The 25729-nt window shown below is 66.8% G+C and carries 25 protein-coding genes; 15 read left to right on the plus strand and 10 right to left on the minus strand.

Annotation, left to right across the window (positions count from 1 at the left end):
• Nucleotides 1-29 precede the first annotated feature (29 nt).
• From ACO07K_RS22370 to ACO07K_RS22410, 9 genes are all read left to right on the plus strand, one after another.
• Nucleotides 30-929, plus strand: a complete 900-nt coding sequence (locus ACO07K_RS22370) for a polysaccharide deacetylase family protein (protein ID WP_422018096.1) — start codon at nt 30-32, stop codon at nt 927-929.
• 1 nt (nt 930) lies between these two features.
• Complete coding sequence (locus ACO07K_RS22375; RefSeq protein ID WP_422031777.1) at nt 931-1854, plus strand: polysaccharide deacetylase family protein; 924 nt, start codon at nt 931-933, stop codon at nt 1852-1854.
• A 4-nt stretch (nt 1855-1858) separates the two neighbouring features.
• Nucleotides 1859-3193 carry an MmgE/PrpD family protein gene (locus tag ACO07K_RS22380; protein WP_422031779.1) on the plus strand — a complete coding sequence of 445 codons (1335 nt, stop codon included), beginning with the start codon at nt 1859-1861 and terminating at the stop codon, nt 3191-3193.
• Nucleotides 3194-3210: 17 nt separating this feature from the next.
• Nucleotides 3211-4434 carry an ABC transporter substrate-binding protein gene (locus tag ACO07K_RS22385; protein WP_298311267.1) on the plus strand — a complete coding sequence of 408 codons (1224 nt, stop codon included), beginning with the start codon at nt 3211-3213 and terminating at the stop codon, nt 4432-4434.
• 188 nt (nt 4435-4622) lie between these two features.
• On the plus strand, nt 4623-5495 hold the full coding sequence (locus tag ACO07K_RS22390; protein WP_298311269.1) for a branched-chain amino acid ABC transporter permease: 873 nt from the start codon (nt 4623-4625) through the stop codon (nt 5493-5495).
• Nucleotides 5492-6454 carry a branched-chain amino acid ABC transporter permease gene (locus tag ACO07K_RS22395; RefSeq protein WP_422031782.1) on the plus strand — a complete coding sequence of 321 codons (963 nt, stop codon included), beginning with the start codon at nt 5492-5494 and terminating at the stop codon, nt 6452-6454. Before ACO07K_RS22390 ends, ACO07K_RS22395 begins: the two co-directional genes overlap by 4 nt.
• The gene (locus tag ACO07K_RS22400; RefSeq protein ID WP_422031784.1) at nt 6447-7175 is read left to right on the plus strand and encodes an ABC transporter ATP-binding protein; all 729 of its coding nucleotides are present in this window, start codon (nt 6447-6449) and stop codon (nt 7173-7175) included. The genes ACO07K_RS22395 and ACO07K_RS22400 overlap by 8 nt, the downstream gene beginning before the upstream one ends.
• A complete protein-coding gene (locus ACO07K_RS22405) occupies nt 7168-7869 on the plus strand; it encodes an ABC transporter ATP-binding protein (protein ID WP_422031786.1) in 702 nt (233 codons plus the stop codon). The genes ACO07K_RS22400 and ACO07K_RS22405 overlap by 8 nt, the downstream gene beginning before the upstream one ends.
• Nucleotides 7870-8113: 244 nt before the next feature.
• Complete coding sequence (locus tag ACO07K_RS22410; protein WP_422031788.1) at nt 8114-8887, plus strand: class I SAM-dependent methyltransferase; 774 nt, start codon at nt 8114-8116, stop codon at nt 8885-8887.
• Nucleotides 8888-8909: 22 nt separating this feature from the next.
• Here the strand turns inward: ACO07K_RS22410 and ACO07K_RS22415 are convergent, their stop codons facing one another.
• The 8 genes from ACO07K_RS22415 to ACO07K_RS22450 form a co-directional block, all read right to left on the minus strand.
• Nucleotides 8910-10130, minus strand: coding sequence for an MFS transporter (locus tag ACO07K_RS22415; RefSeq protein WP_422031790.1), 1221 nt, complete (start codon nt 10128-10130; stop codon nt 8910-8912).
• A gap of 242 nt (nt 10131-10372) precedes the next feature.
• Nucleotides 10373-11143: a methylmalonyl-CoA decarboxylase gene (scpB, locus tag ACO07K_RS22420; protein WP_422031792.1), complete on the minus strand. Its 771-nt coding sequence runs from the start codon at nt 11141-11143 to the stop codon at nt 10373-10375.
• A gap of 11 nt (nt 11144-11154) precedes the next feature.
• A complete protein-coding gene (locus ACO07K_RS22425; protein ID WP_422031794.1) occupies nt 11155-12474 on the minus strand; it encodes an acetyl-CoA hydrolase/transferase family protein in 1320 nt (439 codons plus the stop codon).
• 86 nt (nt 12475-12560) lie between these two features.
• Nucleotides 12561-13715: an NAD(P)/FAD-dependent oxidoreductase gene (locus ACO07K_RS22430; RefSeq protein ID WP_422031796.1), complete on the minus strand. Its 1155-nt coding sequence runs from the start codon at nt 13713-13715 to the stop codon at nt 12561-12563.
• Nucleotides 13712-14089, minus strand: coding sequence for a fluoride efflux transporter CrcB (crcB, locus tag ACO07K_RS22435; protein WP_298311291.1), 378 nt, complete (start codon nt 14087-14089; stop codon nt 13712-13714). The genes ACO07K_RS22430 and crcB overlap by 4 nt, the downstream gene beginning before the upstream one ends.
• Complete coding sequence (locus tag ACO07K_RS22440) at nt 14086-15105, minus strand: P1 family peptidase (RefSeq protein WP_422031798.1); 1020 nt, start codon at nt 15103-15105, stop codon at nt 14086-14088. Before ACO07K_RS22440 ends, crcB begins: the two co-directional genes overlap by 4 nt.
• Nucleotides 15102-15848, minus strand: coding sequence for an SDR family NAD(P)-dependent oxidoreductase (locus tag ACO07K_RS22445; protein ID WP_422031800.1), 747 nt, complete (start codon nt 15846-15848; stop codon nt 15102-15104). Before ACO07K_RS22445 ends, ACO07K_RS22440 begins: the two co-directional genes overlap by 4 nt.
• Nucleotides 15849-15912: 64 nt before the next feature.
• Entirely contained in the window at nt 15913-16344 is a 432-nt protein-coding gene (locus ACO07K_RS22450) for a CBS domain-containing protein (protein ID WP_298311299.1), read from the minus strand.
• 82 nt (nt 16345-16426) lie between these two features.
• On the opposite strand from ACO07K_RS22450, the gene queC reads away from it, so the two are divergent.
• Nucleotides 16427-17140 (plus strand): 7-cyano-7-deazaguanine synthase QueC, encoded by a 714-nt coding sequence (gene queC, locus ACO07K_RS22455; RefSeq protein ID WP_422031803.1) that lies wholly within the window; start codon nt 16427-16429, stop codon nt 17138-17140.
• A 4-nt stretch (nt 17141-17144) separates the two neighbouring features.
• Here queC and ACO07K_RS22460 read toward each other — a convergent pair whose 3' ends face one another.
• Entirely contained in the window at nt 17145-17663 is a 519-nt protein-coding gene (locus ACO07K_RS22460) for a DUF4142 domain-containing protein (protein WP_422031805.1), read from the minus strand.
• A 95-nt stretch (nt 17664-17758) separates the two neighbouring features.
• On the opposite strand from ACO07K_RS22460, the gene ACO07K_RS22465 reads away from it, so the two are divergent.
• The 3 genes from ACO07K_RS22465 (at nt 17759) to ACO07K_RS22475 (ending at nt 19684) form a co-directional block, all read left to right on the plus strand.
• On the plus strand, nt 17759-18325 hold the full coding sequence (locus ACO07K_RS22465; RefSeq protein ID WP_422031807.1) for a VUT family protein: 567 nt from the start codon (nt 17759-17761) through the stop codon (nt 18323-18325).
• Nucleotides 18322-18768 (plus strand): TIGR01244 family sulfur transferase, encoded by a 447-nt coding sequence (locus ACO07K_RS22470; protein WP_422031808.1) that lies wholly within the window; start codon nt 18322-18324, stop codon nt 18766-18768. Before ACO07K_RS22465 ends, ACO07K_RS22470 begins: the two co-directional genes overlap by 4 nt.
• Before the next feature lie 85 nt (nt 18769-18853).
• Complete coding sequence (locus ACO07K_RS22475; RefSeq protein ID WP_422031810.1) at nt 18854-19684, plus strand: universal stress protein; 831 nt, start codon at nt 18854-18856, stop codon at nt 19682-19684.
• A 164-nt stretch (nt 19685-19848) separates the two neighbouring features.
• Here the strand turns inward: ACO07K_RS22475 and ACO07K_RS22480 are convergent, their stop codons facing one another.
• The gene (locus tag ACO07K_RS22480; RefSeq protein ID WP_422031812.1) at nt 19849-21285 is read right to left on the minus strand and encodes a hypothetical protein; all 1437 of its coding nucleotides are present in this window, start codon (nt 21283-21285) and stop codon (nt 19849-19851) included.
• Between the two features lie 136 nt (nt 21286-21421).
• Between ACO07K_RS22480 and ACO07K_RS22485 the strand changes: the two genes are divergently transcribed.
• Nucleotides 21422-22555, plus strand: coding sequence for an efflux RND transporter periplasmic adaptor subunit (locus ACO07K_RS22485; RefSeq protein ID WP_422031814.1), 1134 nt, complete (start codon nt 21422-21424; stop codon nt 22553-22555).
• Nucleotides 22556-22558: 3 nt separating this feature from the next.
• The gene (locus tag ACO07K_RS22490; RefSeq protein ID WP_422031816.1) at nt 22559-25726 is read left to right on the plus strand and encodes an efflux RND transporter permease subunit; all 3168 of its coding nucleotides are present in this window, start codon (nt 22559-22561) and stop codon (nt 25724-25726) included.
• Nucleotides 25727-25729 lie beyond the last annotated feature (3 nt).

Consider the following 25729-nt stretch of genomic DNA (forward strand, 5'->3'; position numbering starts at 1 on the left):
CATGCCAACCCAAGAAAGAAAGTGCCCGGATGGACCCCTATCGATTCGGCTATTCCCCCATCGTCGAACGACCGAAGCTCTCCTGGCCCAACAATGCCCGCGTCGCGGTCTGGGTATGCCCCAACATCGAGCACTACGAATATCTTCCAGCCGAGGTCCGCGTGCGCAACCCGTGGCCGCGCATGCCGCACCCGGACGTGCTGGGCTATGGCGGCCGCGACTACGGCAACCGGGTCGGCCTGTGGCGCATGTTCGAGGTGCTGGACAAGCACAGCATCCGCTGCACCGTCTCGCTCTCGATGTCGGTGATCGAGATGTACCCCGAGATCCTCGAGGCGATGGAAGCGCGCCGCTGGGAATATATGAGCCACGGCTACTTCAACACCCGCTACCACTGGGGCTACGAGGAGCAGGAAGAGCGCGAGGTCATCGAGCACAGCAAGGCGACGCATCTGCGGCTCACCGGCCGCAAGCTGCGCGGCTGGTTCTCGCCGGCCGTCTCGAACACGCTGAACACGCCCGACCTCGTGAAGGAAGCCGGGCTCGAGTACTTCTGCGACTTCTATCACGACGACCAGCCGACGCCGCTCGCCACCAAGCACGGCCCCCTGATCCACGTACCCTATTCGATGGATCTCAACGACGCGATGATCTACCGCCAGCCGGTCGAGGCGGAGGAGTTCGCCCAGATGATCATCGACCATTTCGACACGGTCTATCGCGAGGGCGGCGAGAACGGCCGCGTCATGTGCCTCGCGCTGCACCCCTACATGATGGGCGCACCGCACCGGCTGAAGCACCTCGATCGGGCGCTGTCCTATATACGCCAGCACAAGGATGCCTGGGTCTGCACCGCCGAAGAAATCCTCGACTGGTATGTCGCCAACGGGCTGAAACCCTATCAGCAGCATCTCGGGAAGGAGGCGTGACATGAGCACCGTTCCCAAGAACCCGCCGCCGCTGCCGGCCGGGATGGACAATCCCTGGTACGACTATTCCCCCTATCCGAAGCGGCCGAAGCTCAACTGGCCGCGCAACGCCCGCGTCGCCTTCTACGTCGTGCTCCATCTCGAATATTACGAGCTGCTGCCGCCCGACGGCGTGGTGAGGGACAGCCGCTTCACCGGGGAGTTCGGCACCTACCATCCCGACTACCGCACCTGGACGCAGCGCGAATACGGCAACCGCACCGGCATCTTCCGCGTGCTGGACGTGCTCGATCGCTACCAGATCCGGGCCGGAGTCGCCGTCAACGCCATGGCGGCCGAACGCTATCCGTTCCTGATGGAGCAGTTCCACAAGCGCAACTACGAGATCATCGGTCACGGCGTGTCGGCCAATCGCATGATCAGCTCGAAGATGAGCGAGGCCGAGGAGAAGCAGGAGATCGCGACCTCGATCGCCGCCATCGAGAAAGCCACGGGCACGGCGCCCAAGGGTTGGCTCGGCCAGGAATACGGCGAGAGCCAGCGCACGCCGAAGCTGCTGGCCGAAGCCGGCCTCGACTATGTCCTCGACTGGCCCAACGACGACCAGCCCTATGCGATGCATGTCGGCGACGGCGCCAAGTTAGTCTCGCTGCCCAACCAGCCGGAATGGGACGACGTGCAACAGCTCTGGCTGCGGCGCATCAACACCGCGCGCTATCCCGACATCGTGGGCGATGCCTTCGAGCTGCTGCATCACGAGGGCAGCCAGGTGTTCAACCTGTCGATCCATCCCTGGCTGATGGGCATGGCGCATCGCATCAAGTATCTCGACGAGGCGCTGCGCCGGGTGGAGCGGTTCGGCAACGTGTGGCAGGCGACGCCGGGCGACTTGGCGAAGCACTATCGCGAAACGATGATGGGCTGATCGCGTGACCGAATTCTGGCTCGATACGCTCGCGGAGTTCATCGCGGACTTCCGCCTCGAAACCCTGAAGCCCGCCACCGTCGAACAGACGACCTACGTCATCCTCGACACGATCGGCGCCATCGTGGGCGGCGCGGCCGAGCCCGAGATGCAGGCGCTGACGGCCAGGCTCACGGTCAGCCCGGTCGGCGAGGCCTCGGTCATGGGCACCGGCAAGACGGCCGTGTCGGCCGCCGCCGCCTTCCTGAACGGCACTGCCGGCACCTTCCTCGAAATGGACGAGGGCAACCGCTTCGCCAAGGGCCATCCCTCGATCCATGCCCTGCCCGCCGTCTGGGCGATGGCCGAGATCAAGGGGCTCTCCGGCAAGGCGGCGATGGAGGCGCTGATCCTGGGCTATGAGGTCGGCGCGCGCATCGGCATCGCGGCCTCCCTGCGCCCCGACATGCATCCGCACGGCACCTGGGGCACGGTGGGAGCCGCGGCCGCCGTCGCGAAGCTGCTGGGCTACGACGCGGCGCGGATTCGCGAGACCATCAACGTCGCCTCCTCGCTCACGCTGGCCTCCTCGAAGCGCACCATGCTGGAAGGCGGCACGGTGCGGAACGCCTATGCCGGCATCTCGAACCGCATGGCGCTGATGGCGATCGATCTCGTCGAAACGGGCTTCATCGGCGAGCGCGACGGGCTGTCCAGTGTGTTCGGCAAGGTCGTCTCCGAGCGCTTCGACACGGCGCGCATGATCGACGGGCTGGGCCGCGACTGGCAGATCGACCAGAACTATTTCAAGCTCCATTCCTGCTGCCGCTACAATCACGGCGCCCTCGACGCGCTCGACCTCCTGCTCGCCAAGGAAGCCGTCGCTGCGGACGCGGTCGAGCGCGTGGATGTGGCCAGCTACCTCTACGCTGCGGAGCTCGACGACCAGGCGCCGCGCAACACGCTGGCCGGCAAATTCTCCGTACCCTTCGCGGTCGCCACGCGCCTGGTGCGCGGCTCCTCGCGGGTCGAGAACTTCACCTGGGATGCCCTGCGCGACGAGCGGGTGCTGGCCCTCGCCAAACGCGTCTTCGTGACCGAGGACAAGGCGATGACGGCGAAGCTGCCGCAGTTCCGCCCGGCCACGATCGATATCCGCCTGCGCGACGGCCGCACGCTCTCCGCTTCCGTTGAGGCCAATCGCGGCGACGACCAGGATCCCTACTCGCGCGACGAGCTTACGGGAAAATACTTCTCGCTGACGGCACGGATGTTGCCTCACGAACTCGCCGACGAAATGCGCAAGAAGATTCTGGTACTGGATAGCATCGCCGACATACGCTCGATCTTCGCTCGTTGATCTCCCGGGAGGGTTTCATGACCAAGCAACGGACGCAGGCGGTTTCACGCCGGACCTTCCTGGCCGGCAGCACGGTCCTGGCGGGTGCCATCGGCGCTCCCGGATTGGTCGGTGCCCAGCCCGCCGCCGTGAAGGTGGGCATGATCCATCCGGTCACCGGCTTCGTCGCCTATAACGGCCAGCAGAGCCGACTCGGCGGCACCATGGCCATCGAGGACGTGAACAAGGCGGGCGGCATCAAGTCGATGGGCGGCGCGAAGCTCGAGGCGCTGTTGGGCGACAGCCAGTCCAAGGTCGAGGTCGGCGTCAGCGAAGTCGAGAAGATGAACGAGCAGGGCGTGGCGGCCTATATCGGCTGCTTCCAGAGCCCGGTCGGCATCGCCGCCAGCCAGGCCGCCGCCAAATACGGCACGCCCTTCCTGGTCGATGTCGGCGCCTCCGACCTGCTGATGAGCCGCGGCCTCAAGAACGTGTTCCGCCTGAAGCCGGGCTTCGGCGTCTGCGTCGACGACGGTATCGCCTCGCTGGGGGCGCTGAACAAGGCCGCCAACAACGTCGCCAAGACGGCGGTGATCGTCCACGAATCGGGCGAATTCGGCACCGGCACCGCCAAACTGCTCGCCACCAAGCTGCCCTCGATCGGCATCGCGGCGAAGGAGCTGATCGCGCACGACAACCCGACGCGCAACTTCGACAACATCGCGCTGCGCATCCGCTCGCTGGCGCCCGACATCGTCATGATGTCGAACTACGGCAACGAGTACATGCTGCTGGCGCGCACGCTCTATCAGCAGAAGGTGAACGTCGCCGGCTTCTTCTCGATCCTGGGCGGCGGCTTCAACTACAAGTTCGTCAAGGAGATGCCCGACGTCTCCCAGTACATGATGGACGTGAACCACTGGTACAACCCGAAGAGCCCGCAGGCCCAGGCGCTGAAGAAGCGCGTCGAGGCCACCGGCGCCCTGTTCACCTTCGAGGTCTATCTCACCTACACCAACGTCATGCTGCTGGCCGATGCGCTGGAGCATGCGGGTTCGGCCGACAAGGAGAAGCTCATCGCGGCGCTGGCCGCCTCGACCTTCAAGGCCGAGCTGATGCCCTATGGGCCCACGAAGTTCGTCAACGGCCAGAACCAGGGCGGGCGGCCGGCGACCATGCAGTCCCTCAAGGGCGACATCGAGGTGATCGCGCCCGAGGAATTCGCCTCGGCCAAGGCGGTGTTCCCCAAGCCGAAGCTCTAAGGGCTTCCGGGTGATATTGAATCGCTTCGAACTTTCCAACAACGACCTCACCCTGAGGAGCGAACGAAGTGAGCGTCTCGAAGGGTGGGCACGAGCACCGCATCTGCTGCCCATCCTTCGAGACGGCCCTTCGGGCCTCCTCAGGATGAGGAGTATGGTTCAACCCGAAGCCGAAAGACTCTGAAGGCGTGTTCGATCCCGCCTTTCTCTTCGCGGGCGTCCTGAACGGCCTTCTGGCCGGCGGAATCTACGTTCTGGTCGCCGTCGGCCTGACGCTGATCTACGGCGTGCTGCACATCATCAACTTCGCCCATGGCAGCCTGCTGATGCTGGCCATGTATGCCGTCTTCTATCTCTGGCGGCTGATCGGCATCGATCCCTACGCCGCCCTGCCGGTGGTCATCGCCGGCGCCTTCGGCTTCGGCTTCGTCCTCTACCGCCTGCTGATCGGCCGCTACAATCACGGCCGCGACGAGAACATCCTTTTGATCACGCTGGGCCTCTCGATCGTGATCGACAATGTGGCACTCCTGTTCTTCGGCGGCGACACCCAGACCATCGACGTGCCCTATGCCGGCACCTTCGTCGAGATCGGCGCCGCCTTCCTGCCGCTGCCCAAGATCATCTCGTTCGGCGCCTCGCTGGTGATCTGCGCGGCGCTGGGTCTCTACATGGCAAAGAGCGACATGGGCAAGGCGATCCGCGCCGTCGCCAGGGAGAGGCAGGGCGCGCGGCTGGTCGGCATCGACGTCGAGAACGTCTTCGCCGTCTCCTACGGCATCGGCATCGCCTGCCTCGGCGCCGCGGCCTGCCTGCTGATGCCGACCTATTACGTGACGCCGTCGTCGGGCCACGCCTTCGTGCTCGTGGCCTTCACCATTGTCGTGCTGGGCGGCATGGGCAGCTTCGCCGGCGCGGCCGTCGGCGGCTTCATCATCGGCATCACCGAATCGCTGGGCGGCCTGTTCCTGGGCGAGCAACTCGGCCAGATCGGCATCTCGCTGATCTTCATCCTGATCCTGCTGCTGAAGCCAACCGGCCTGTTCGGGAGCAAGGCATGAGCCGCGTCGCGCTCCTGTGCGCACTAGGGCTCGCCGCGGCGCTCGCCTGGCCGCTGCTTGTGCCGAACTACCTCGTCACCGTCGGCATGCTGGTCTTCTTCACCGCCTTCATCGGCCAGTCCTGGAACATCGCCGGCGGCTTTGCGGGCCAGACCTCGTTCGGCCACGTCGTGTTCTTCGGCACCGGCGCCTACACCTCGACCATCCTGCAGGTGACCTGGGGCTGGAATCCCTGGCTCGCCTGGCCCGTCGCCATGGCGGCCGGCGGGGCGGTCGGCTGGATGATCGCCGTGCTCTCCTTCCGGGCCGGGTTGCGCGGCTCCTATTTCGCGCTGATCACGCTGGCCTTCGCCGAAGTCTTCCGCATCCTCGCCAACTCGGTGCCCTTCACCAAGGGCGGGCTCGGCATGCTGATCAAGGCTGATCCGCGACCGCTCAATTTCCAGTTCAAGGATCCGATCTGGATCTACTATCTCGCTTTGCTGCTCTGCATCGTCTCGCTGCTGATCGCCTGGCAGCTCACGCGCAGCCGCTTCGGCGCGCGGCTGGTGGCGATCCGCGAGAACGAGGATGCGGCGCGGGCGCTGGGCATCGACGTCTTCGCCGAAAAAGTGAAGGTGCTCACCCTGTCGGGCGCGATGTGCGCGGCCGGCGGCACCTTCTACGCCCAGAAATACCTCTACATCGATCCCGGCATCGCCTTCGGCGTCGACAAGTCGGTCGAGATGCTGCTGGTCAGCATGGTGGGCGGCGCGGGCACGATCTTCGGGCCGCTGATCGGCTCCTTCACCCTGATGGGCATCAACGAGGTGACGCGCTGGCTGGCCAGCGTCGTGCCGGCCCTCAAGAACGTCCAGCCGCTCAGCCTCATCGTCTACGGCATCATGCTGATCCTGATCGTGGCGCGACTGCCCGACGGGCTGATGAGCCTGTTCCGGAGACGGCCGCGCCATGCTTGAGGTGCGCGCGATCTCGAAATCCTTCGGCGGCCTCAAGGCTGTCGACAGCGCCTCGCTCGACCTGGCCTCGGGCGAGATCGTCGGCCTGATCGGCCCCAACGGTGCCGGCAAGACGACCCTGTTCGCGACGATTGCGGGCTTCCACCGGCCCGATGCCGGCACGGTTCACTTCGAGGGCAAGCCGATCACCGGCCTCGCGCCGCATCGCATCTGCGCGTCGGGCATGGTCCGGACCTTCCAGATCACGCAGCCCTTCGCGGGCATCAGCGTACGCGAGAACATCATGGTCGGCGCCTATCTGCACACCGCCGACCGCCGCCTCGCCGCGCGCGAGGCCGAGGCGGTGGCCGGCCTGGTCGGCATGAAGGACCAGCTCGACCAGCGCGGCGCCGACCTCACCGTCGCCGGCCGCAAGCGCCTCGAACTCGCGCGCGCCCTGGCGACGGGACCGCGGCTCCTGCTGCTCGACGAGGTGATGGCGGGGCTCAACCCGACGGAGATCGTCGAGATCGTGAGTGTCATCAAGAACATCCGCGCCTCCGGGGTCACCATCCTGCTGATCGAGCATGTCATGCAGGCGGTGACCTCGCTGGCCGAGCGCGTCTACGTGCTGAACCAGGGCCGCATGATCGCCGAGGGAACGCCGGCCGCCATTGCCGATGATGAAGCGGTCATCGAAGCCTATCTCGGCCACGGCGCCGCCAAGGTGCTTCGTGCTTGAGATTGCGTCCCTGCGCGCCGGCTATGGCGCCATCGAGGTGCTGCGCGGCGTCGACCTCACCGTCGGCGCCGGCGAGATCGTGGCGCTGCTGGGCAGCAACGGCGCCGGCAAGTCGACGCTCAACAACAATGTCTCGGGCCTCTATCGGCCGCGCGGCGGCTCGATCCGCTTCGAGCACGAGGAGATCACGGGCGCGTCCTCCATGCGCATCGTCGAGGCGGGCCTGGTGCAGGTGCCGGAAGGCCGCCGCGTCTTTCCCACCCTGTCGGTGCGCGACAATCTCGAGCTCGGCAGCTATCGCCGCGGCAAGCCCAACCGCGCCGCCAACCTGGAGCGCGTGCTCGGAACCTTCCCGCGCCTGCGCGAGCGATTGACCCAATCGGCCGGGACGCTGTCGGGCGGCGAACAGCAGATGCTGGCGATCGGCCGCGGGCTGATGAGCGAGCCCCGGCTGCTGATCCTCGACGAACCCTCGCTCGGCCTGTCGCCGCTGCTCGTCGAGGAGATGTTCGGCCTGATCGGCCAGCTCAACCGGCAAGGCCTCGCGATCCTGCTGGTCGAGCAGAACGTCGTGCAATCCCTCGCCATTGCCCACCGCGCCTATGTGCTGGAGAACGGCCGCATCGCGCTCTCAGGCAGCGCCGCCGACCTCGCCCACGATCCCGATCTGCGGCGCAGCTATCTCGGGCATTGACTCATAGTCGTCCTCGTCGGTTGCAAATCCGGGGAGCATGGCCCGCCTGTAAAGACACTGAATCGGGTCCGCTTTCGGATCACTGCGAGCTTGGCCTGCAGTGTCGCCCAATACGACCTGTAGCGCCTGCCCCGAACCGGACATGGCTTGCTTCAGCACTTCGTTTGACAAGGCTTGCTTTGCACGATGCTTTCCCCCATGTCATCGCCCTGTTCGTTGGTTGCTTCCCTGGCGGTTCGTCACAATGCCGAAAACTTCCGAAATTGCTCTCCTCTTTCCCATCGAGTCGCAGAGCAGCATCCGCGACAAGGAGTTCCTCCTCGCTGCGCAGCGGCTGATGGGTGACTTCGCGCCCTGCTACGACTACCTGGAGATTGGGTCCTTTCTCGGCGGCAGCTTGGCGCCCTTTCTCAGGGACCCAGCCTGCACGTCGATCCTTTCCATCGACGAGCGCGGCAAGACCCTGCCCGATGAACGCGGCGCTCTGTTCGACTATGGCGGCATCACCACCCAGTCGATGCTCGACCGCCTGCACGAGGCGGGGTTGGCAACGACGAAGCTGACGACTCACGATGGGTCAATCGACACGCTGCCGCCGTCGGATCGTCGGTTTGATCTCGCTTTCATCGACGGCGAGCATACCGACCAGGCCTGCTTCCGCGATTTCCTGTGGGCCCTGCCGATGATGAAGACGGATTCGGCAGTCATGTTTCATGACAGTTCGCTGATCTACAAGGCAATCAGGCTGATCGGTCTTCTTCTGCGCAAGGATGACCGGCCTTTCGCATTTCTGAAGAATCATGATTCGGAAATGTCGGCAATCTTCCTCGGCGATTTCAGCCGATGCCCTCTCGGTCGCTACTTCGAAACCGGCGAGGATCGCGACGATTTTTTCGCCGCATCGGAGCTTTCCGTGCTGGAACACAATATCCGCAATCGCGTCCGTAGCGGACCCAGCGAAGAGCGTTTGACTTCTGTCACCATTGATCCGCCAAAGTCGGAGAAAGCCTACTACTGACGTCCGGGATCTCGGCTCCTTCTCAAATCTTCCGCCAAAGCGGCCAGGTCGCGGCGAGCGCCAGCAGGCCCATCACGCCGGTGATCGCCGTGGCCTCGGGCGCTCCGATGAGATCGGCGAGCCAGCCCAGCCAGACGAAGCCGATCGGGCCGGTGCCGATGCAGACCGAGAGCACACCCAGGATGCGCGAGCGCATTTCTATCGGCGCCGCGAGATAGACGAGCGTGGCCTGCAGGGTGGCGAAGGTGGCGCCGGCGAGGCCGGTCACCAGCAGCGCCACACCCGCCAGCAGCGGCGTGGGCGCCGCCGCAAAGCCGATCAGCCCGACCAGGTAGGCGGCCGTGCCGCCGACATAGGCGCGGGCATGCCAGCCCGGCGTCAGCCACAGCGCCAGCAGGAAGCAGCCGGCGAAGGCGCCGACGCCGTCGATGCTGGTGAGCAGGCCGACGCCTTCGGGGCCGAGCAGCAGCCGGTCGGTGCCGATCACCGGGATCATGCTCGTGAAGGGCCAAGCGAAGACATTGTAGATGACGGTGACTGCCATGATCGCGCCGAGGCGGCGGTCGGAAAAGATGAGCGCCACGCCCTCCCAGGTGCGGGCGAGCACGGCCCCCGCACCGGGCGAGGACGGGATGTGGCTCTGCACCATCAAGGTGGCGGCAACGGCCGACGCGTACAGTGCCACGCTCAGCAGGAAGGCGCCTTCGATGCCGACGCCCGCCAGCAGCAGGCCGCCGACGGCGGGCCCTACCATGCGGCTCACATTGCCGGCGCCGACATCGAGCGCCATGGCGATGGCCATGCGATCGCGGCCCATGACCTCGCCCATCATCACGCGCCGGAGCGGATTGTCGGTGGCCCAGCCGCAGCCGTTGATGAAACTGGCGACGGCGAGATGCCAGACTTCCAGGGCTCCCCTGAAAGCGACGACGGAGAGCAGGGCCGAGGTGACCATCATGAGGCCGACGAGGCCGGCCAGGGTCAGGCGGCGGTCGAACCGTTCGGCGAAGGCCCCGAGGAAGGCGCCGAACAGGCCCATCGGGACCAGGCGGAGCATGGTGATCATGGCGACGACCAGAGCGGAGCCGGTCTGCTGATAGACGACGATGCCCATGGCGACCGTTTCCAGCCAGCGCACGGTGGTGACGACGAAGCCGACGTACCACAGGCGCCAGAAATCCATCGGACTGGTCCGCAGCACCTGCCGGAACGAACTCGCCGTGTTCTTGTTGTTCTCGCCCATGCCGGCACCGACTGTCGCGCACGGCCGCGCCAAAGTCTCCTGTCCTGACACTGGTAAACAGCGTCCAATATGGAAAGGTCGAGCTTCACTTGATCGATTGCGGCAGTACTTGGCAGATCAAGAAGAGAGAACTGACACTCTGATCGCAGCCCGCCCTTCTGCCTACAACGCCTCGCCGGCCAACCAGCCGCTCGACCAGGCTCACGGGAAAACGACAATCTCCTGGCCGGACCAGCACCGTCTCAGAATTTGGGCGCGCGCTTCTCCATGAACGCGGCCGTGCCTTCATGGTAGTCGGGGCCGAAATAGACATCCCGGCGCAGGCCATGGAGATACTCGTATATGGCCGGGTTGATCGGCACCGATTCGCTCAGCACTCGAATCGCCTCCTTGGAAGCTGCGATCGCCTTGGAGGAACGCGACGCGATCGTCCTTGCCATCGCGTAGGTTTCCGCCTCGAGCGCGGCCGCCGGGACGACCCGGTTGACGATGCCGACGCGCTCGGCCCGGTCTGCCGGAATGAGATTCGCCGAGAAGAACATCTCCTTCACCACGGTGAGCGGCAGGCGACTCATGAAGTTGAGAATGCCGGCCACGTTGTACGGCAACCCGAGCTTGGCAGGCGTGATGGCGAAGGCGCAGGTCTCGTCGCCCATCACGAGGTCGCAGGCCATGACCAGATCGCAGGCGCCACCCCATGCCGAACCGTGGACCATGGCGATCACCGGTGCCGGGAACGCCTTGACCGCCCGCAGCAACTGTTCGAGCGGATCGCTATAGGGCAGCGGGTCGACGTCCGCCCTCGGCAGCTCGCCGACATCGTGACCGGCCGACCAGACCTTGCCCCCGGAGGCGCTGCGCAACACGACCACGCGTGCGCCATCGGCCTTGAAGGCATCCAGGGCCGCGATCACCTCGGCGATCAGGTCGGCGCCGAGGGCGTTGCGCTTGTCGTCATGGTCGAACGCGATGGTGCCGATCTTCTCGGCAAGCGAAGTCCGGATCAGCGGCATGCGATTGATCCTCAGATCAGGGTGACTTTGCGGGCCGCCGACATCAGCTCGTCGCGAAAGGCCGGATCGGCAATCCCGATCAACGCGAGCGCGCGTTCCTTGGTCGACTTGCCCCGCAGGTTCGCCGCACCGTGTTCGGTGACCACCCATTCGACGTCCATGCGAAGGTCGGTGACCATCGCGACCTTCGGCACGATGCTGGAGACCGTTCCCTTCCGCGCCGTCGACTGAATCGCGATGATCGACTTGCCGCGCTTCGCCAGCGAGGCGCCTTTGACGAAGTCGAACTGGCCACCCGATCCGCTGTATTCATGCTCGCCGATGAACTCGGCATTGACCTGACCATAGAGGTCGATCTCGATCGCCGTATTGACCGAGATGAAGTCGTCGTGCTGGGCGATCGTCCGGATGTCGTTGACGTAGGACGATGCGTAGCTCTCGAAGGCGCTGTTGTCGTTCATGAAGGCATAGGAGCCGGTCGTGCCGAAGGCCACGGTGAAGACGTGCTTACCGGGGTGGAGGGTCTTGCGCGCGCCCGTGATCACGCCCTTGCGGACCAGGTCGGCCATGGCCGGCGAGAACAGTTCGGTGTGGAGGCCGAGGTCCGCATGGTTTTCCAGGGCCATCGCAACGCCCGAAGGTATCTTGCCGATGCCGAGCTGGATCGTGGCACCGTTCGGCACCATGGGAGCGACCAGGGCGCCGATGGCACGTCCCTCGGGCGATGGCTCGGCGACGCCGGCCTCGATCAGGGGTACGTGATTCTCGACGATTGCGGCCACCTCGCTCACATGGATCTGCGACTGCCCGAATACCCGCGGCATGTTGCGGTTGACCTCGACGATCAGGGACCTGCACCGCCTGGCCGCCGTCGAGGCGAAATCGTTGTTCGTGCCCAGCGAGAAATAGCCACCCCCGTCCATCGGCGAGACCGTCACGATGAAGGTGTCGAGCGCGATGATCTCCTCGAACAGGCGGGGGATCTGGCTGAAGTTGACGGGAACGAAGCTCAGGAGCTTCTTGCCGGTCTTCACCTGCCGCTTGATGATCTCGTGATCGGGGGCGCCAATGAAGAAGCTGTGGGCGTCGACCTTCTCGATGACATCCTCGGCCAGCAGCGACTTGGCCAACGGCTCCATGGCAATCTTGTAATAGAGCCGAATCTGTTTGAGATCGTTGGACCGCAGCCGATCGGCAAGCGCTGCCAGCAAAGCCGGGGGTTGGCCGATCGCCATGCCGAGGGAAACAGTTGCCCCATCGGGAACGCCCGCGACGGCCTTCTCGGCAGTCGTCAGCTTGGCCATGTACAAGTCAGCATAACCTGTCGCCATCGTTCCATCCCCCGACTGGCACCCGGCCATGTCGCCAAGTCGCTTGCTCAGTTGAGCCGACGGGGGGACCCTGTCAACAAGCCTGCCTACGCCGCCTCGCCCGCCACCCAGCCTGACGACCAGGCCCACTGGAAATTGTAGCCGCCCAGCCAGCCGGTGACGTCGACCGCCTCGCCGATCGCGAACAGGCCCGGGACCTCCTTCGCTTCCATTGTCCTCGAAGAAAGCTCGTCGGTGTCGATGCCGCCCACGGTCACCTCGGCCTTGGCGTAGCCCTCGGTGCCGGTGGGCGTCACGTGCCAGGCCTTCAGCTCTGCCGCCAGGGTTTCGAGATCCTTGTCGCGGCGCTCGCCGATCACGCCTTCCGGCGCCAGCGCCTGCGCGAGGCGATCGGGCATCAGGTCGCCCACGATGTTGCGCAGTTCGGCCTTGGGCCTGAGCCGCTTGCGGCCCTTGAGGAAGGTGGCCGCGTCGCTGTCGGGCAGCAGGTCGACCGTGATCTCCTGGCGCGGCTGCCAGTAGGAGGAAATCTGCAGGATCGCCGGCCCCGAGAGGCCGCGATGGGTGAACAGCATGGCCTCGCGGAAGCGCGCGCGGCCGATGCTCGCTACCACGTCGAGCGCCACGCCGGCGATGTCCGGCACGCGCGCCGTGAACGGCACGAGGCCCGGCCGCGTGTCGGTGATACGCAGCTTGAAGTGGCGCGCCACCTCGTGCGCGAAGCCGGTCGCGCCCATCTTCGGAATCGAGAGCCCGCCGGTCGCCAGCACGACGGAGGCCGCCGAGAAATCGCCGTGATCCGTCATCACCGTGAACCGGTCGGACTTCTCCACGCGCGTGATCTTGTGCGCCACCCGCACGTCGACACCCACCGCCGCGCATTCGTCCAGAAGCATCGCCACGATCTGGCGGGCCGAGCCGTCGCAGAAGAGCTGGCCCAGCGTCTTCTCGTGCCAGGCGATACGGTGCTTGTTTACCAGATCGATGAAGTCGTGCTGCGTGTAGCGCGCCAGCGCCGATTTGCAGAAGTGCGGATTGGCGGAGAGGAAGGCCTCGGGCCGCGCGTCGCGATTGGTGAAATTGCAACGCCCGCCGCCCGAGATCAGGATCTTCTTGCCGACCTTCTCGGCATGGTCGAGCAGCAGGACCTTGCGGCCGCGCTGGCCCGCCCGCATCGCACACATCAATCCCGCGGCGCCGCCGCCCAGGACGACGACGTCGAAAACCTGCGGCTGGCTCACGCCAGCGCCTTGCCCATGATCCACAGCGCGGCGGCGAGGCCCGCGATGGCGCCGGCGACCGAACCGCCGACATAGAGGCCCGCCATCAGATATTCATGCCGCTCCCACAGGAGCACGGCATCGAGCGAGAAGGCGGAGAAAGTCGTGAAGCCGCCCATCACGCCGGTCGCCAGGAACAGGCGAAGATGACCGGCCGCACCGATCCGTTCGGCGAACCATCCGGTGATCAGTCCCATCACGATGGACCCCAGGATGTTGATCACCAGCGTGTGCCAGGGGAAGTGCGAGCCCAGAAGGCGCGCCACCCAGATGTTCATCCCGTGTCGGGCGGCGCCGCCGATGCCGGCGCCGACGAAAACGACCAGATAGCTCATGGCTGACGCCCTCCGAACTTCGTCTTCCAGTCAGGCACTGCGTTCGCGAAAGGCAGCGCCGTCGCCTCGTAGACACCACGCGCCACGGCCCGCGCCAGGCAATCGGCCGCCACCGTGCCGAGTTCCGTGAGGACCGGCGGCTCACCGCCGCGGCCGGCCTTGCCGGTCGCCGCAGCAAACACCGTGTCGCCGTCGTTCGGCGCATGGACGGGGCGCAGCGACCTGGACAGTCCGTCGTTCGCCATGATGGCGAGCCGCTTGCACTCCGCCTTGGTCAGCGTTGCATCCGTTGCCACCAGCGCGATGGTGGTCGCCGTGACGGGCAAGGGCTGTCCCTTGAAGCGAAGCTTCAGCGCATCCGCGGGCAGCGGCGCCGGCCAGCCGAGGCCGCCGAACTCCTTGCCCTGCTCGTAGGCGCCCGCCCAGAAATGCGGGCCGCTGCCGATCGTGGCCGAACCCACCGCATTGACCGCAACGAGTGCGCCGACCGTGAACCCCTGGCTCGTCTTCGCACTGGTCGAACCCAGGCCGCCCTTCAGTCCCGCCGTCGTGGCGCCCACGCCGGCCCCCGCCGTGCCCAGCGCGAAGTCATGCGCCGCCACCAGCGCGGCATCGCGGCCCAGATCCCAATAGGGTGGCTCGTGCTTTACCGGCTCGCGCATCCAGTCCTTTTCGCCACCATTGATCAGGTCGAACAAGATGGCCTGCACCGCCACGGGAATGGCCAGCCCGCCGAAGGTCCGGCCCTGCCCGCGCTGGCACAGTACCGCCGAGGCGCCGCCGGCGGCGTCGAGTCCATAGACCGAGCCACCCGACAGCACGACAGCGTCGATCATCTGGCCCACCATCTCGGGCTCGAGCGAGGTGCCCATCCGGTCGCCCGGCGCGCCGCCCAGGGTCGAGATGCTGGCGACGGCGCCCTGTTCGAAGATCGCGACCGTGGCGCCGGTGGCGGCGCGCATGTCCTGGGCATTGCCGACCAGCACGCCCGGCACATCGGTGATCAGGTTCCTCATGTCAGGAACTCGCCGCCGTTCACGTGGATCGTCTGGCCGGTGATGAAGGTGCCTTGCGGCCCGACCAGCAGCCGCACCATGGCGGCGATCTCCTCGACCGTGCCGAAGCGCTTCAGCGGAATCGGACGGTTCACCGCCGGACGCGCGCCCGCCGCGGCCCCGCGCGTGGTGTCTATGGCGCCTGGCGCCAGCGCATTGCAGGTGATCCTGTGCGGCGCCAGCTCGACCGCCAGCGCCCGCATCAACCCTTCGAGGCCCGACTTCGAGGCCGACACGTGACAGCGGTTGGGCGTGCCGACATGGGTGGAAATGCCCGACAGCGCCACGAAGGCGCCGCCGCCCCGCGCCACCATCTGGGGCACGATCGCCTTGCCCAGCAGGAAGGCGCCGTCGAGCGCGACCGACATGATTTCGCGCCATTCCTCGAACGACATGTCGAGGAAGGAGGTCTGGCGGCGCAGGCCGGCGTTGCTGACGAGGATATCGACGCCGCCGAACGTCGCGGCCGCCTCGGCCGCGAGACGCGGCGGCACGGCGGGATCGGAGACATCGCCCATCGCGGCCATCGCCCGGCCCCCGGCAGCCTCGATCTCGGCCACGACGGCATCCACCGCCGCCTTGTCCGAACGCCCGTTGACCACGAGGGCCGCGCCGTCGCGCGCCAGGGTGAGCGCGATCGTGCGACCGATATTCTTGCCCGCGCCCGTCACCAGCGCGACCTTGCCTTGCAGGGGTAATGACATGCCTTCTCCGCCCAGGGTCCGCGGGGACCCTAGCGGAGATCGATTGCGAACTTAAGCGTTGCCGTCAGCCGGCGACGATGTAGGCCCGCAGCGCCTCGGTCTCGTGACGGGCCTCTTCGAGACGCGTCTTCACGACGTCGCCGATGGAGACGAGGCCCAGCAGTTCGCCGTGGCGAACCACCGGCAGGTGACGGAAGCGACCGCTCGTCATCAGCTGCATGACATGGTCGATCGAATCGTCGGGGTCGCAGGTCACGACATCGCGGGTCATGACGCTGTGCGCCTCGAGTTCGAGGGCGGCGGCGCCGTGCTTGGCGAAGGCGTGCACGAGGTCGCGCTCGGAAACGATGCCGGCGACCGAATCGTCGGAATCGAGAATCAGCACAGAACCGATGTGACGCGTGCTGAGGTGCTGGGAAATCTGGCCGACCGACGTGCCCGGTGTGACCGTGTGAACGAGACCGCCCTTACGCGACAGGATATCGGAGACGAACATGGGTTCCTCCTTCCGTGGTGGATGGGTCTGCTGAACGCCAACACTGTAGCGCGGAGGGAGGTTGCGGGCGATAAAGCCCCTCATGAACGATGCCCGATCTGCCCTCGTCCTCTTCTCCGGAGGACAGGACTCCACCACGTGTCTGGCCTGGGCGCTAGAGCGATTCGCGCATGTCGAGACGGTGGCTTTCGACTATCGACAGCGACACCGAATCGAGCTGGATCAAAGGCTTACCGTCCTTGATGAGATCCGTAGCCGTTTTCCGCACTGGGCGGAGCGGCTGGGCGAGGACCATTTCATCGACATGGGGGTGCTGGGACAAATCAGTGACACGTCGCTCACCCGCGACGTCGCCTTCGCGATGGAGAAAGACGGGCTGCCCAACAGCTTCGTGCCCGGCCGCAATCTCCTCTTCTTCACCTTCGCGGCCGCCGTGGCCTGGCGGCGCAACATCCGCAATCTGGTCGGCGGCATGTGCGAGACGGATTTCTCGGGCTATCCCGACTGTCGCGACAACACCATCAAGGCACTGCAGGTCACGCTCAATCTCGGCATGGACCGCGCCTTCGTGCTCCACACGCCGCTGATGTGGCTCGACAAGGCAGAGACCTGGGGCCTGTCCGATCAACTCGGAGGCTCCACTCTGGTCGAGTTGATCCTCGAACACACCCACACCTGCTACGACAGCGTCCGCGGCGCACGGCACGAATGGGGGTATGGATGCGGCGAGTGCCCCGCCTGCGCCTTGCGCAAGCGGGGCTTCGTCGCGTGGCGCGAGGGCAGGACCTCGCTGTAGCGGCTTAGCGGCCGCCGGCGAGCTGGCGGGCGCCGGTCAGGTTCTGCTGGACCTTCGGCAGCTGGCCCTGGGCATAGCGGCGCAGCGCGCCGTTGCCGCCGTCCTGGGAGTAGGCGCCGTACTGGGCGTTGGCATCGATATGGGCGGCGAGCTGGGCGTTGGCATAGGCGGTGTCGAATTCGACGCCCTGCAGCACGTTCAGCCGCTGCAAGGTGGCAGTCCAGCCCGGCGCGTTGGCGGGGTCAGGCGCGTAGGAGACGCCCGCTTCCTGCCGCGCCTTGCTCAGGTACTGAGCGGCTTCGGTCTGGTCGGCCACCATGCGGGCCGCAAAGCCGCGCACATTCTCGTTCGTCGACTTGGCCATCGCCAGCCGGCCCGAGGCGATCTCGAAGTCGTTGAACTCCTGGGCAAAGCCCACGAAGCGGGCGTCGGGCAGCGCGTTGACGGCGAACGCGGCAGTGGCGGAAAGGCCCGACAGGGCGGCGACGCCGAACAGGACCGAACGGCGGGCGATGGGCTGCATGAAGTGTCTCCTGGATTGTGTGCGATCTAACGCAACCATTGCGCGCGGGTTCCTCGGGGTTCCGGCGCCGCGACGGACCTGCTAGGAGCGCCGGCATGATTTCTTCGCGGCGGGCCAAACTCGGGGGCCTGATCTATTTCCTGGGCTTCATCGCCTGCATCCCCCTCGCCAACTGGATGATCGGGAATGTCGGCGCCGTCTGCGTGCCGCAGGGGCCGTGCCTCGTGCCGGTCTGGCCCTGGGGTCCGGGCGGCAAGCCCCTGATGGCGCCTTCGGGTGTCCTGATGATCGGGCTGGCGCTGGTCCTGCGCGACCTCGTGCAGCGACGCCTGGGCCGCGGCGTCGCCGTCGGCGCCATCGTGGCGGGCGCCGCCCTCTCCGGGGCGGTCGCGCCGCCGCAGCTCCTGATCGCCTCGGCGACGGCTTTCCTTCTGTCCGAGCTGGCCGACTTCGCCGTCTACACGCCGCTGCAGTCGCGCGGGCTCGTGATGGCGGTGCTGGCCAGCAGCGTGGTGGGCCTGATCGCCGACAGCGTTCTCTTCCTGTGGCTGGCCTTCGGCAGCCTCGACTACCTAGCGGGCCAGATCCTGGGCAAGCTCTGGATGGTGCTGCTGGCCCTTCCCTTCATCCACTGGATCCGCAAACGGGAGTTGTCGACATGAGCCTTTCCCTGTTGCCGGTTGACGATCGAGTCTCGGTCTCCGGCCAGCTCGATCCGAGCGACATGAAGGAAGTGGCCGCAGCGGGCTTCACCGCCGTCGTGAACAATCGGCCCGACGGCGAGGCCTTCTTCGGCCAGCCGAAGACGGCCGACCTGAAGGCGGCCGCCGAAGCAGCCGGACTGCAATTCCTCGATCTGCCTTTCTCCGGCCCGCGGGCAACGCCCGACCAGGTGCGTGCTCTGGCCGACCTCCTCGCCAGGGGCGACGACCGCGTCGTCGCCTTCTGCAAGAGCGGCATGCGATCTGCGCTGCTCTGGGGCGCCGCCTCGCTGGCCAATGGCCGCTCGATCGAGGAGGTGCTGCAGGGCGCGCGCCTGGCCGGTCAGGAGCTGAGCGGTGTCGCAGAACTCATGACGGGTCTCGCACGGGCGGCGCGAGGCTGAGCCGCCGACCGAAAGACTCGGCTTGCACCGGACGGGCGGCCGCTTCTTAATCGCGCGTCCTGAAGAATTCCTGGGGGAGTTATCCATGTTGAAGTCGATTCTGGCCGTGTCCGAAGGCGGTCCCGATGCCGCGATGTCATTCCGGCTGGCCGCCCGGGTCGCGGCCGTGTTCGACGCTTCCGTGGATGCGCTGCATCTGCCGGTCGGCCCGGCCGGCGGCGCCATCGGCGGGCTCGCCATGAGCGGCGAGGCGATGCCGCTGATCATGAACCTCGACGACGAGCGCCTCGAGGAGCGGGCCAAGGAGTCGGACCGTGCCTACAAGGAAGTGCTCGGCGCCAACGCGGGCTCGACCTACACCGCCGCGGAGACCGCGACGCTCGACACGCTGGTCGCGATGGGCCGCTGCTCGGATCTGCTGGTGCTGGGCCGTCCCGGTTCAGATCCCGAGAACGTGGCGCCGGCCACCGTCGAGGCCGCCATCCACGAATGCGCGCGTCCCGTCATGATCGCGCCGCCGAATGCGGGCACCGGCGGGTTCGGCTCGATCATCGTGGCCTGGAACGGCAGCTTCCAGGCGGCCCGCGCCGTCGAATATTCCCTGCCGTTCCTGGCGAAGGCCAACAGCGTCACGCTGCTGATCGTCGGCTCGAAGGCCGACGATGTCGGCGCGTCCTACCTCGCGCGCAATCTCGGCCGGCACGGCATCAAGACCACCATCGACGCCATCGATCCCGGCGCCGTGTCGGGCCGCGCCCGCGGTCGCGCCCTGCTCGACTACACGCACGGCAAGGGCTCGGACCTGCTGGTGATGGGCGCCTATGGCCGCGGCCAGGTGATGAGCTTCCTCGGCCTGGGCGGCGCCACCGGCAAGGTGATCTCGTCCTGCCGCGTACCGCTGCTCATGGCGCATTAGGCCGTCCTCGATCATCAGCTTCCTCCCCCGTCACACGGGGGAGGTGGCGCGAAGCGCCGGAGGGGGCAGGCCACAAATCCCGACCTCGCCCCACCTCCAAATTCTTCGCGTTGCTTTCCCCCTCCCGGCCTCCCCCGTACGACGGGGGAGGTGAAAGAAGAGCCTCAGGGACAGGCGCCGGCGCCCTGGGTCACGACCTGCGGATCGCTGCAGGCGGTACAGGCATTGCCGTAGGTCTTGCGCGTGCCGTCGCGCAGCTGGCCGCAGGCCGGACGATAGTCCTTGGTACACATTTTCGGCCGCGGATCGGCGCAGGGGCCGCCGGCCACCGGCAGCGATTCGGGCGCGAGTTCGGCGCGGGTCAGGCGGAACAGGAACGGCTGGGGCCGGTAGTCGCTCAGCGTGCCGAACATGAAGATGTTGGATCCCACGGCCGGCAGGGGACTGAGCGGCCGCATCATCGTCACTTCGAGCTCGACGAGGTTGCCCGCCTGGGCCTCGTCCGTGATCGCGCCTTCGATGCGCTCCGGCGTGGCGCTGACGACCTTCAGCGGCAGCTTCAGCCGCTGGCCGCCCTGCTGCCTGTCGCCGATCGCCTTCCACACCGCCTCCGCCGCGCGCTTGTTGGCCGGGCTGACGTCGCGATGGCGCAGCACCAGCACCCATTGCGCGGGCGTCAGCTTGGCCGGCTCGTTGTCTTCGAGGATCTCCAGCGCCCGATCCGGCGGCGTCATGGCCCGCGGAATCGACTTCTTGAAGTTGGCAGGCGGCGCCGTCTCGTTGGCGACGCGCGAGACGACCGCATCCCAACCTTCCTCGCTGCCGCGATAGACGCTGTAGCGCGAGCGAACGTAGCGATCGATGTCCTGCGCGGCGGAGTCGTTCTTGGCGGCCCTTGCGATCGCGACAGAGCGGGCGCCGTACCAGAAGCCCAGCGCATCGACCGGCGATCCCTCGAGCTGGGCCACCGCATACTGATAGACGTCCTGCAGGTTGGTCGGGTCGGCCGCCACGGCCAGCCGGTAATATTCGCGCGCCTTGTCGTAGTCCTTGGCCTGCAGTGCCGCAAAGCCCAGCACACCGTTGAACACGCCGGCCATCTGCTCCTTCAACAGCGCGAAGCCGGCATCGTCGAGCAGCGCCGGCTTTTGCCACTTGGGCATCACGGCGAGGCCGCGTTCCGACGCGGCAACGGCGGCCGCCAGCGCCGAAGTGTCGCCGCCCGCGGCCTTGAGACGCCCGACATAGGCCCGGTTGGCCAGCGCGCGCACATTGTCGGGATCGACCTGCAGCAGGCGCGCGACCAGCACGTCCGCCTTGGCCGGCTGGTTGGCCGCCTGCCAGGCCGAGATTGCCTGCTCATGGGCGTCGAGCCGCAGGACGCTGCCCGGGTACCAGGCAATGAACACCTCCATCGCCTGCGCCCGCCGCGCCGGATCCTTGGTGTTCAGCGCCGCCATGTAACTGTCGTACTCGGCAGGGTTGGTGAACGAACCGCGCTGGGCGGGACTTCCGGCTGAGGGAGCGGGCGTCTGCGGAGGCGTCTGTGCGGCAGCGTTGAAGGACGCGACGGCGCATGCCGCCGCGAAAACGATAGCCAACCACCGCCATGCTGCCATTCCCGACTCCTCCTCGATCACGCGCTGTGTTGCAAGACTCATCTCGACTTGAATTGCCGTGACCATTTGGGCGAATTAAGGCACTGTCCCTGCGATACTTTTGAGCGGGGACTTCACGATGAAAGACCGACGTTCGACGGCTTCGATGCTCGTCGCTGCGGCGCTTTGCGCTGCCTGCAGCGTGGCGCCGGCATGGGCCCAGCAGCCGGGCGCCCCGCCCCCCGCCGTGCTCGTCCAGGCCGCCGAACTGAAGCCGATCGCCGATCAGTCCGAGTTCATCGGCCGCGCCGCCGCCGTCGACAAGGTCGAACTTCGCGCCCGGGTGAAGGGCTTCCTCGGCCCGCGCAAGTTCGCCGACGGTGACCAGGTCAAGAAGGATCAGGTCGTCTTCACCATCGAGCCCGAGACCTATCAGGCGGCGGTCGACCAGAAGAAGGCCCAGCTCGACGCCGCGCGGGCCGCGCTGGCGAATGCCGAGCTCCAGTTGAAGCGCGCCGCCGAGCTGCTGCGCACCAATACCGGCACCCAGGTCACCTACGACCAGCGGCTCTCCGAGCAGCTCCAGGCCAAGGCCCAGGTCGAGGACGCCAACGCCCAGCTCCGCGACGCCGCGCTCCAGCTCTCCTACACCGACATCAAGTCGCCGATCGACGGCCGCATCGGTCGCGCCGCCTTCTCGCCGGGCAATCTCGTCAGCCCCGAATCGGGCGTGCTGGCGACGGTGGTCAGCGAGAACCCGATCCGCGTGCTCTTCCCCGTGACGCAGCGCGAGCTGCTCGACGCACGGCGGGACCAGGCGACCGACCCGAACGGCATCGTCGTGCGCGTCCGGCTGGCCGACGGTTCGATCTACAAGGAAAAGGGCAAGATCGACTTCATCGACAACACGGTCGACGCCAAGACCGACGGTCAGATCGTCCGCGCCACCTTTCCCAATCCGGAGGGCATGCTAACCGATGGCCAGACCCTGCGCGTCATCATCGAGGGCGAACAGGTGCCGACCTCGGTCGCCGTGCCGCAGGCCGCCATCGCCCAGGACCAGACCGGCGCCTACCTGTTCGTGGTCAACGACAAGAATGTGGTCGAACAGAAGCGCATCAGGACCGGCGTGTCGCGCGACGGCATGGTCGCCATCACGACGGGTCTCCAGGCCGGCGAACGGGTGATCGTCCAGGGCCAGCAGCGCGTGCGACCGGGCATGACGGTCAATCCCAGCGTGGCGCCCCCCTCTGCCTCGACGCAGAAGCAGTAAGCCATGACGATCTCGTCGCTGTTCATCCGCCGGCCCCGGCTGGCGTTCGTCATCTCGACCGTCATCACCATCGCCGGCATCATCGCCATGACAGCGATGCCGGTGGCGCAGTTCCCCGACATCGTGCCGCCGCAGGTCCGCGTGACCGCGACCTATCCCGGCGCGTCGGCGCAGGCGGTCGAGGAGAGCGTGGCACAGGTCATCGAGGCGCAGGTCAACGGCGTCGAGCGCATGATCTACATGAAGTCGACGTCGGGCGGCGACGGCAGCTACCAGCTCACCGTCAGCTTCGAGGTCGGCTCCAACCCCGACCTCAACACCGTCAACGTCACCAACCGGGTCAACCAGGCGCTCGCCCTGCTGCCCCCCGAGGTGCAGCGGCTGGGCGTCACGACCAAGAAGCAGTCCTCGGCCCTGCTGCAGGTCGTGGCCGTCTATTCGCCGAACGGGTCGCGCGACGCGCTGTTCCTGTCGAACTTCACGACCATCACCCTGCTCGACACGCTGCGGCGCGTGCCGGGCGTCGGCGACGCCACGCTGTTCGGCGCGCTCGACTATTCCATGCGCATCTGGCTGAACCTCGAGCGCATGGCGAGCCTCGACATCACCCCCAACGAGGTGGTGCAGGCGGTCCAGTCCCAGAACGTCCAGGCCGCGGTCGGCCTGGTGGGCGCCGCGCCGCTGCTCGACGATGTCAGCTTCCAGCTCAACATCACGACGCAAGGCCGCCTCGTTACCGTCGAGGAATTCGAGAACATCGTGGTGCGCGCCAAGTCCGACGGCGCGCTGGTCCGGGTCAAGGACATCGCCCGGGTCGAGTTGGGCGCCAAGACCAGCGACCAGCTCGGCCGCTACAACGGCCAGGCCGCGGCCGGCATCCAGATCTACCAGCTGCCCGGCGCCAACGCGCTGGCCACGGCCCAGGGCGTGCGCAACGCGATCAAGGCGCTGGAGCCGCGCTTCCCCGAGGACGTCGCGTACAACGTGATGTACGACACGACGGTCTTCGTGCAGGCCACGATCGAGAGCGTGATCCACACGCTGATCGAGGCCTTCGTCCTCGTGGCGATCGTCGTCTTCATCTTCCTCGGCAACCTGCGCGCCACCCTGATCCCCATCATCGCGGTGCCGGTGGCTCTGATCGGCACCTTCGCCATCATGCTGGCGCTGGGCTACTCGGCCAACACGATCTCGCTGCTGGCGCTGGTGCTGGCCATCGGCATCGTGGTCGACGACGCCATCGTCGTGGTCGAAGCGGTCGAGCACATCCTGGAACACGAGCCCGAACTCACGGTCGCCCAGGCGACCGAGAAGGCGATGGGCCAGGTCACCGGGCCGATCATCGCGATCACCCTGGTGCTGCTCTCGGTCTTCATTCCGACCGCCTTCATCCCCGGGATCTCGGGTCAGCTCTACTCGCAGTTCGCCGTGGCCGTGTCGGTTTCGATGATCATCTCGGCGATCAACGCGCTCTCGCTGTCGCCGGCGCTGTGCTCGCTGATCCTGCGCCACCGCAAGAAGCCGACCGGCGTCATGGGGTGGATGCAGGGCCGCATCGACAGGACGCGCGACGGCTACACGAAGGTGGTGACGCCGCTGGCGCGGCGCGGCATCGTGGCCCTCCTGCTGGTCGTGGGCTTCGCCGCCGCGACCGGCGGCATCGGCTCGATGGTGCCCTCGGGCTTCCTCCCGGACGAGGACCAGGGCGCCTTCATGGCCGAAGTCCAGCTGCCCGACGCCGCCTCGACCAACCGCACCCTCGCGGCCGTCGCGGAAGTCGAGAAGATCATCGCCGACAAGCCCTGGAAGCAGAGCGTGTTCACCGTCTCGGGCTACAGCCTGATCGACGGCCTGGCACTGCCCAACCGGGCGCTGGTCGTGGTCGAGCTGAAGCCGTTCGATCAGAGAAAGGACGCCTCGCTGTCGGTGTTCCAGGCGCTGAAGGACCTGAACGTCGCCTTCAGCCAGATCGCCTCCGCCAACGTCTTCGCTTTCAACCTGCCGCCCATCATGGGCCTGGGCAACTCGTCGGGCTTCGAGTTCGTGGTGCAGTCGCTCACCGGCGCCTCGCCCACCGATCTCGCGGCCGTGGCGCGCGGCGTGATGATCTCGGCGCAGGAAGTGCCGGAACTCGCCGGGGTCTACACGACCTACAGCGCCTCGACGCCGCAGATCAACCTGAAGCTCGACCGCGAACGGGCCCAGGCGCTGGGCATCTCGATCGCCGACATCTTCTCGGCGATGCAGACGTCGCTGGGCGGCGCCTACACCAACGACTTCAACCTGTTCGGCCGAACCTGGCAGGTGAAGGTGCAGGCCGATGCCTCCGACCGCAGCAAGGTGAACGACGTGTTCCGCGTCCGGGTGCGCGCGGCCAGCGGCGAACTCGTGCCGCTGCAGGCGGTGGCGAACATCGAGATGGTCACCGCGCCCTCCTCGGTCGTCCGCTACAACAACCTGCGCTCGGTCGTCGTGAACGGGGCGCCCGCGCCGGGCTATTCCTCGGGCGACGCCATCGCCGCCATGGAGAAGCTCGCGACGCGCACCCTGCCCGCCGGCTACGGCTTCGAATGGACGGGCACGGCGCTGCAGGAGAAGGCGGCCAGCGGCCAGACCGGCTTCATCCTGGGCCTCGCCGTGGTCTTCGCCTACCTCTTCCTGGTCGGCCTCTACGAGAGCACCGCGATCCCGGTGGCGGCGCTGCTGTCGGTCATCGTCGGCCTGTTCGGCGCCGTGACGGCATTGCTGATCGCCGGCCTCGACAACAACATCTTCGCCCAGATCGGCATCGTGGTGCTGATCGCGCTCGCCGCCAAGAACGCCATCCTGATCATCGAGTTCGCGATGGCGGAGCGCGCAAAGGGTGCCGACGTCGTCACTGCGGCGACGACGGCCGCCAGCCTGCGCTTCCGCGCCGTGATGATGACCTCGTTCGCCTTCATCCTGGGCCTGGTGCCGCTGGTCATCTCCTCGGGCGCCGGCGCCGCCACCCAGCGCGCCGTCGGCACCGCGGTGTTCGGCGGCATGATCGCCGCCTCGTTCCTCGGCATCTTCGTGATCCCGGGCCTCTACGTCGCCTTCCAGCGCTTCCGCGAGACGGTGAAGGGCTGGATGGGCGTCAAGCCGCCGGTGCCCGCACAAGCACCGCCCCCGGCCAAACCGGAGCACTGAAGT

This window comes from Reyranella sp. (genome assembly GCF_965228225.1).
In the GTDB taxonomy this organism is placed as follows: Bacteria; Pseudomonadota; Alphaproteobacteria; order Reyranellales; family Reyranellaceae; genus Reyranella.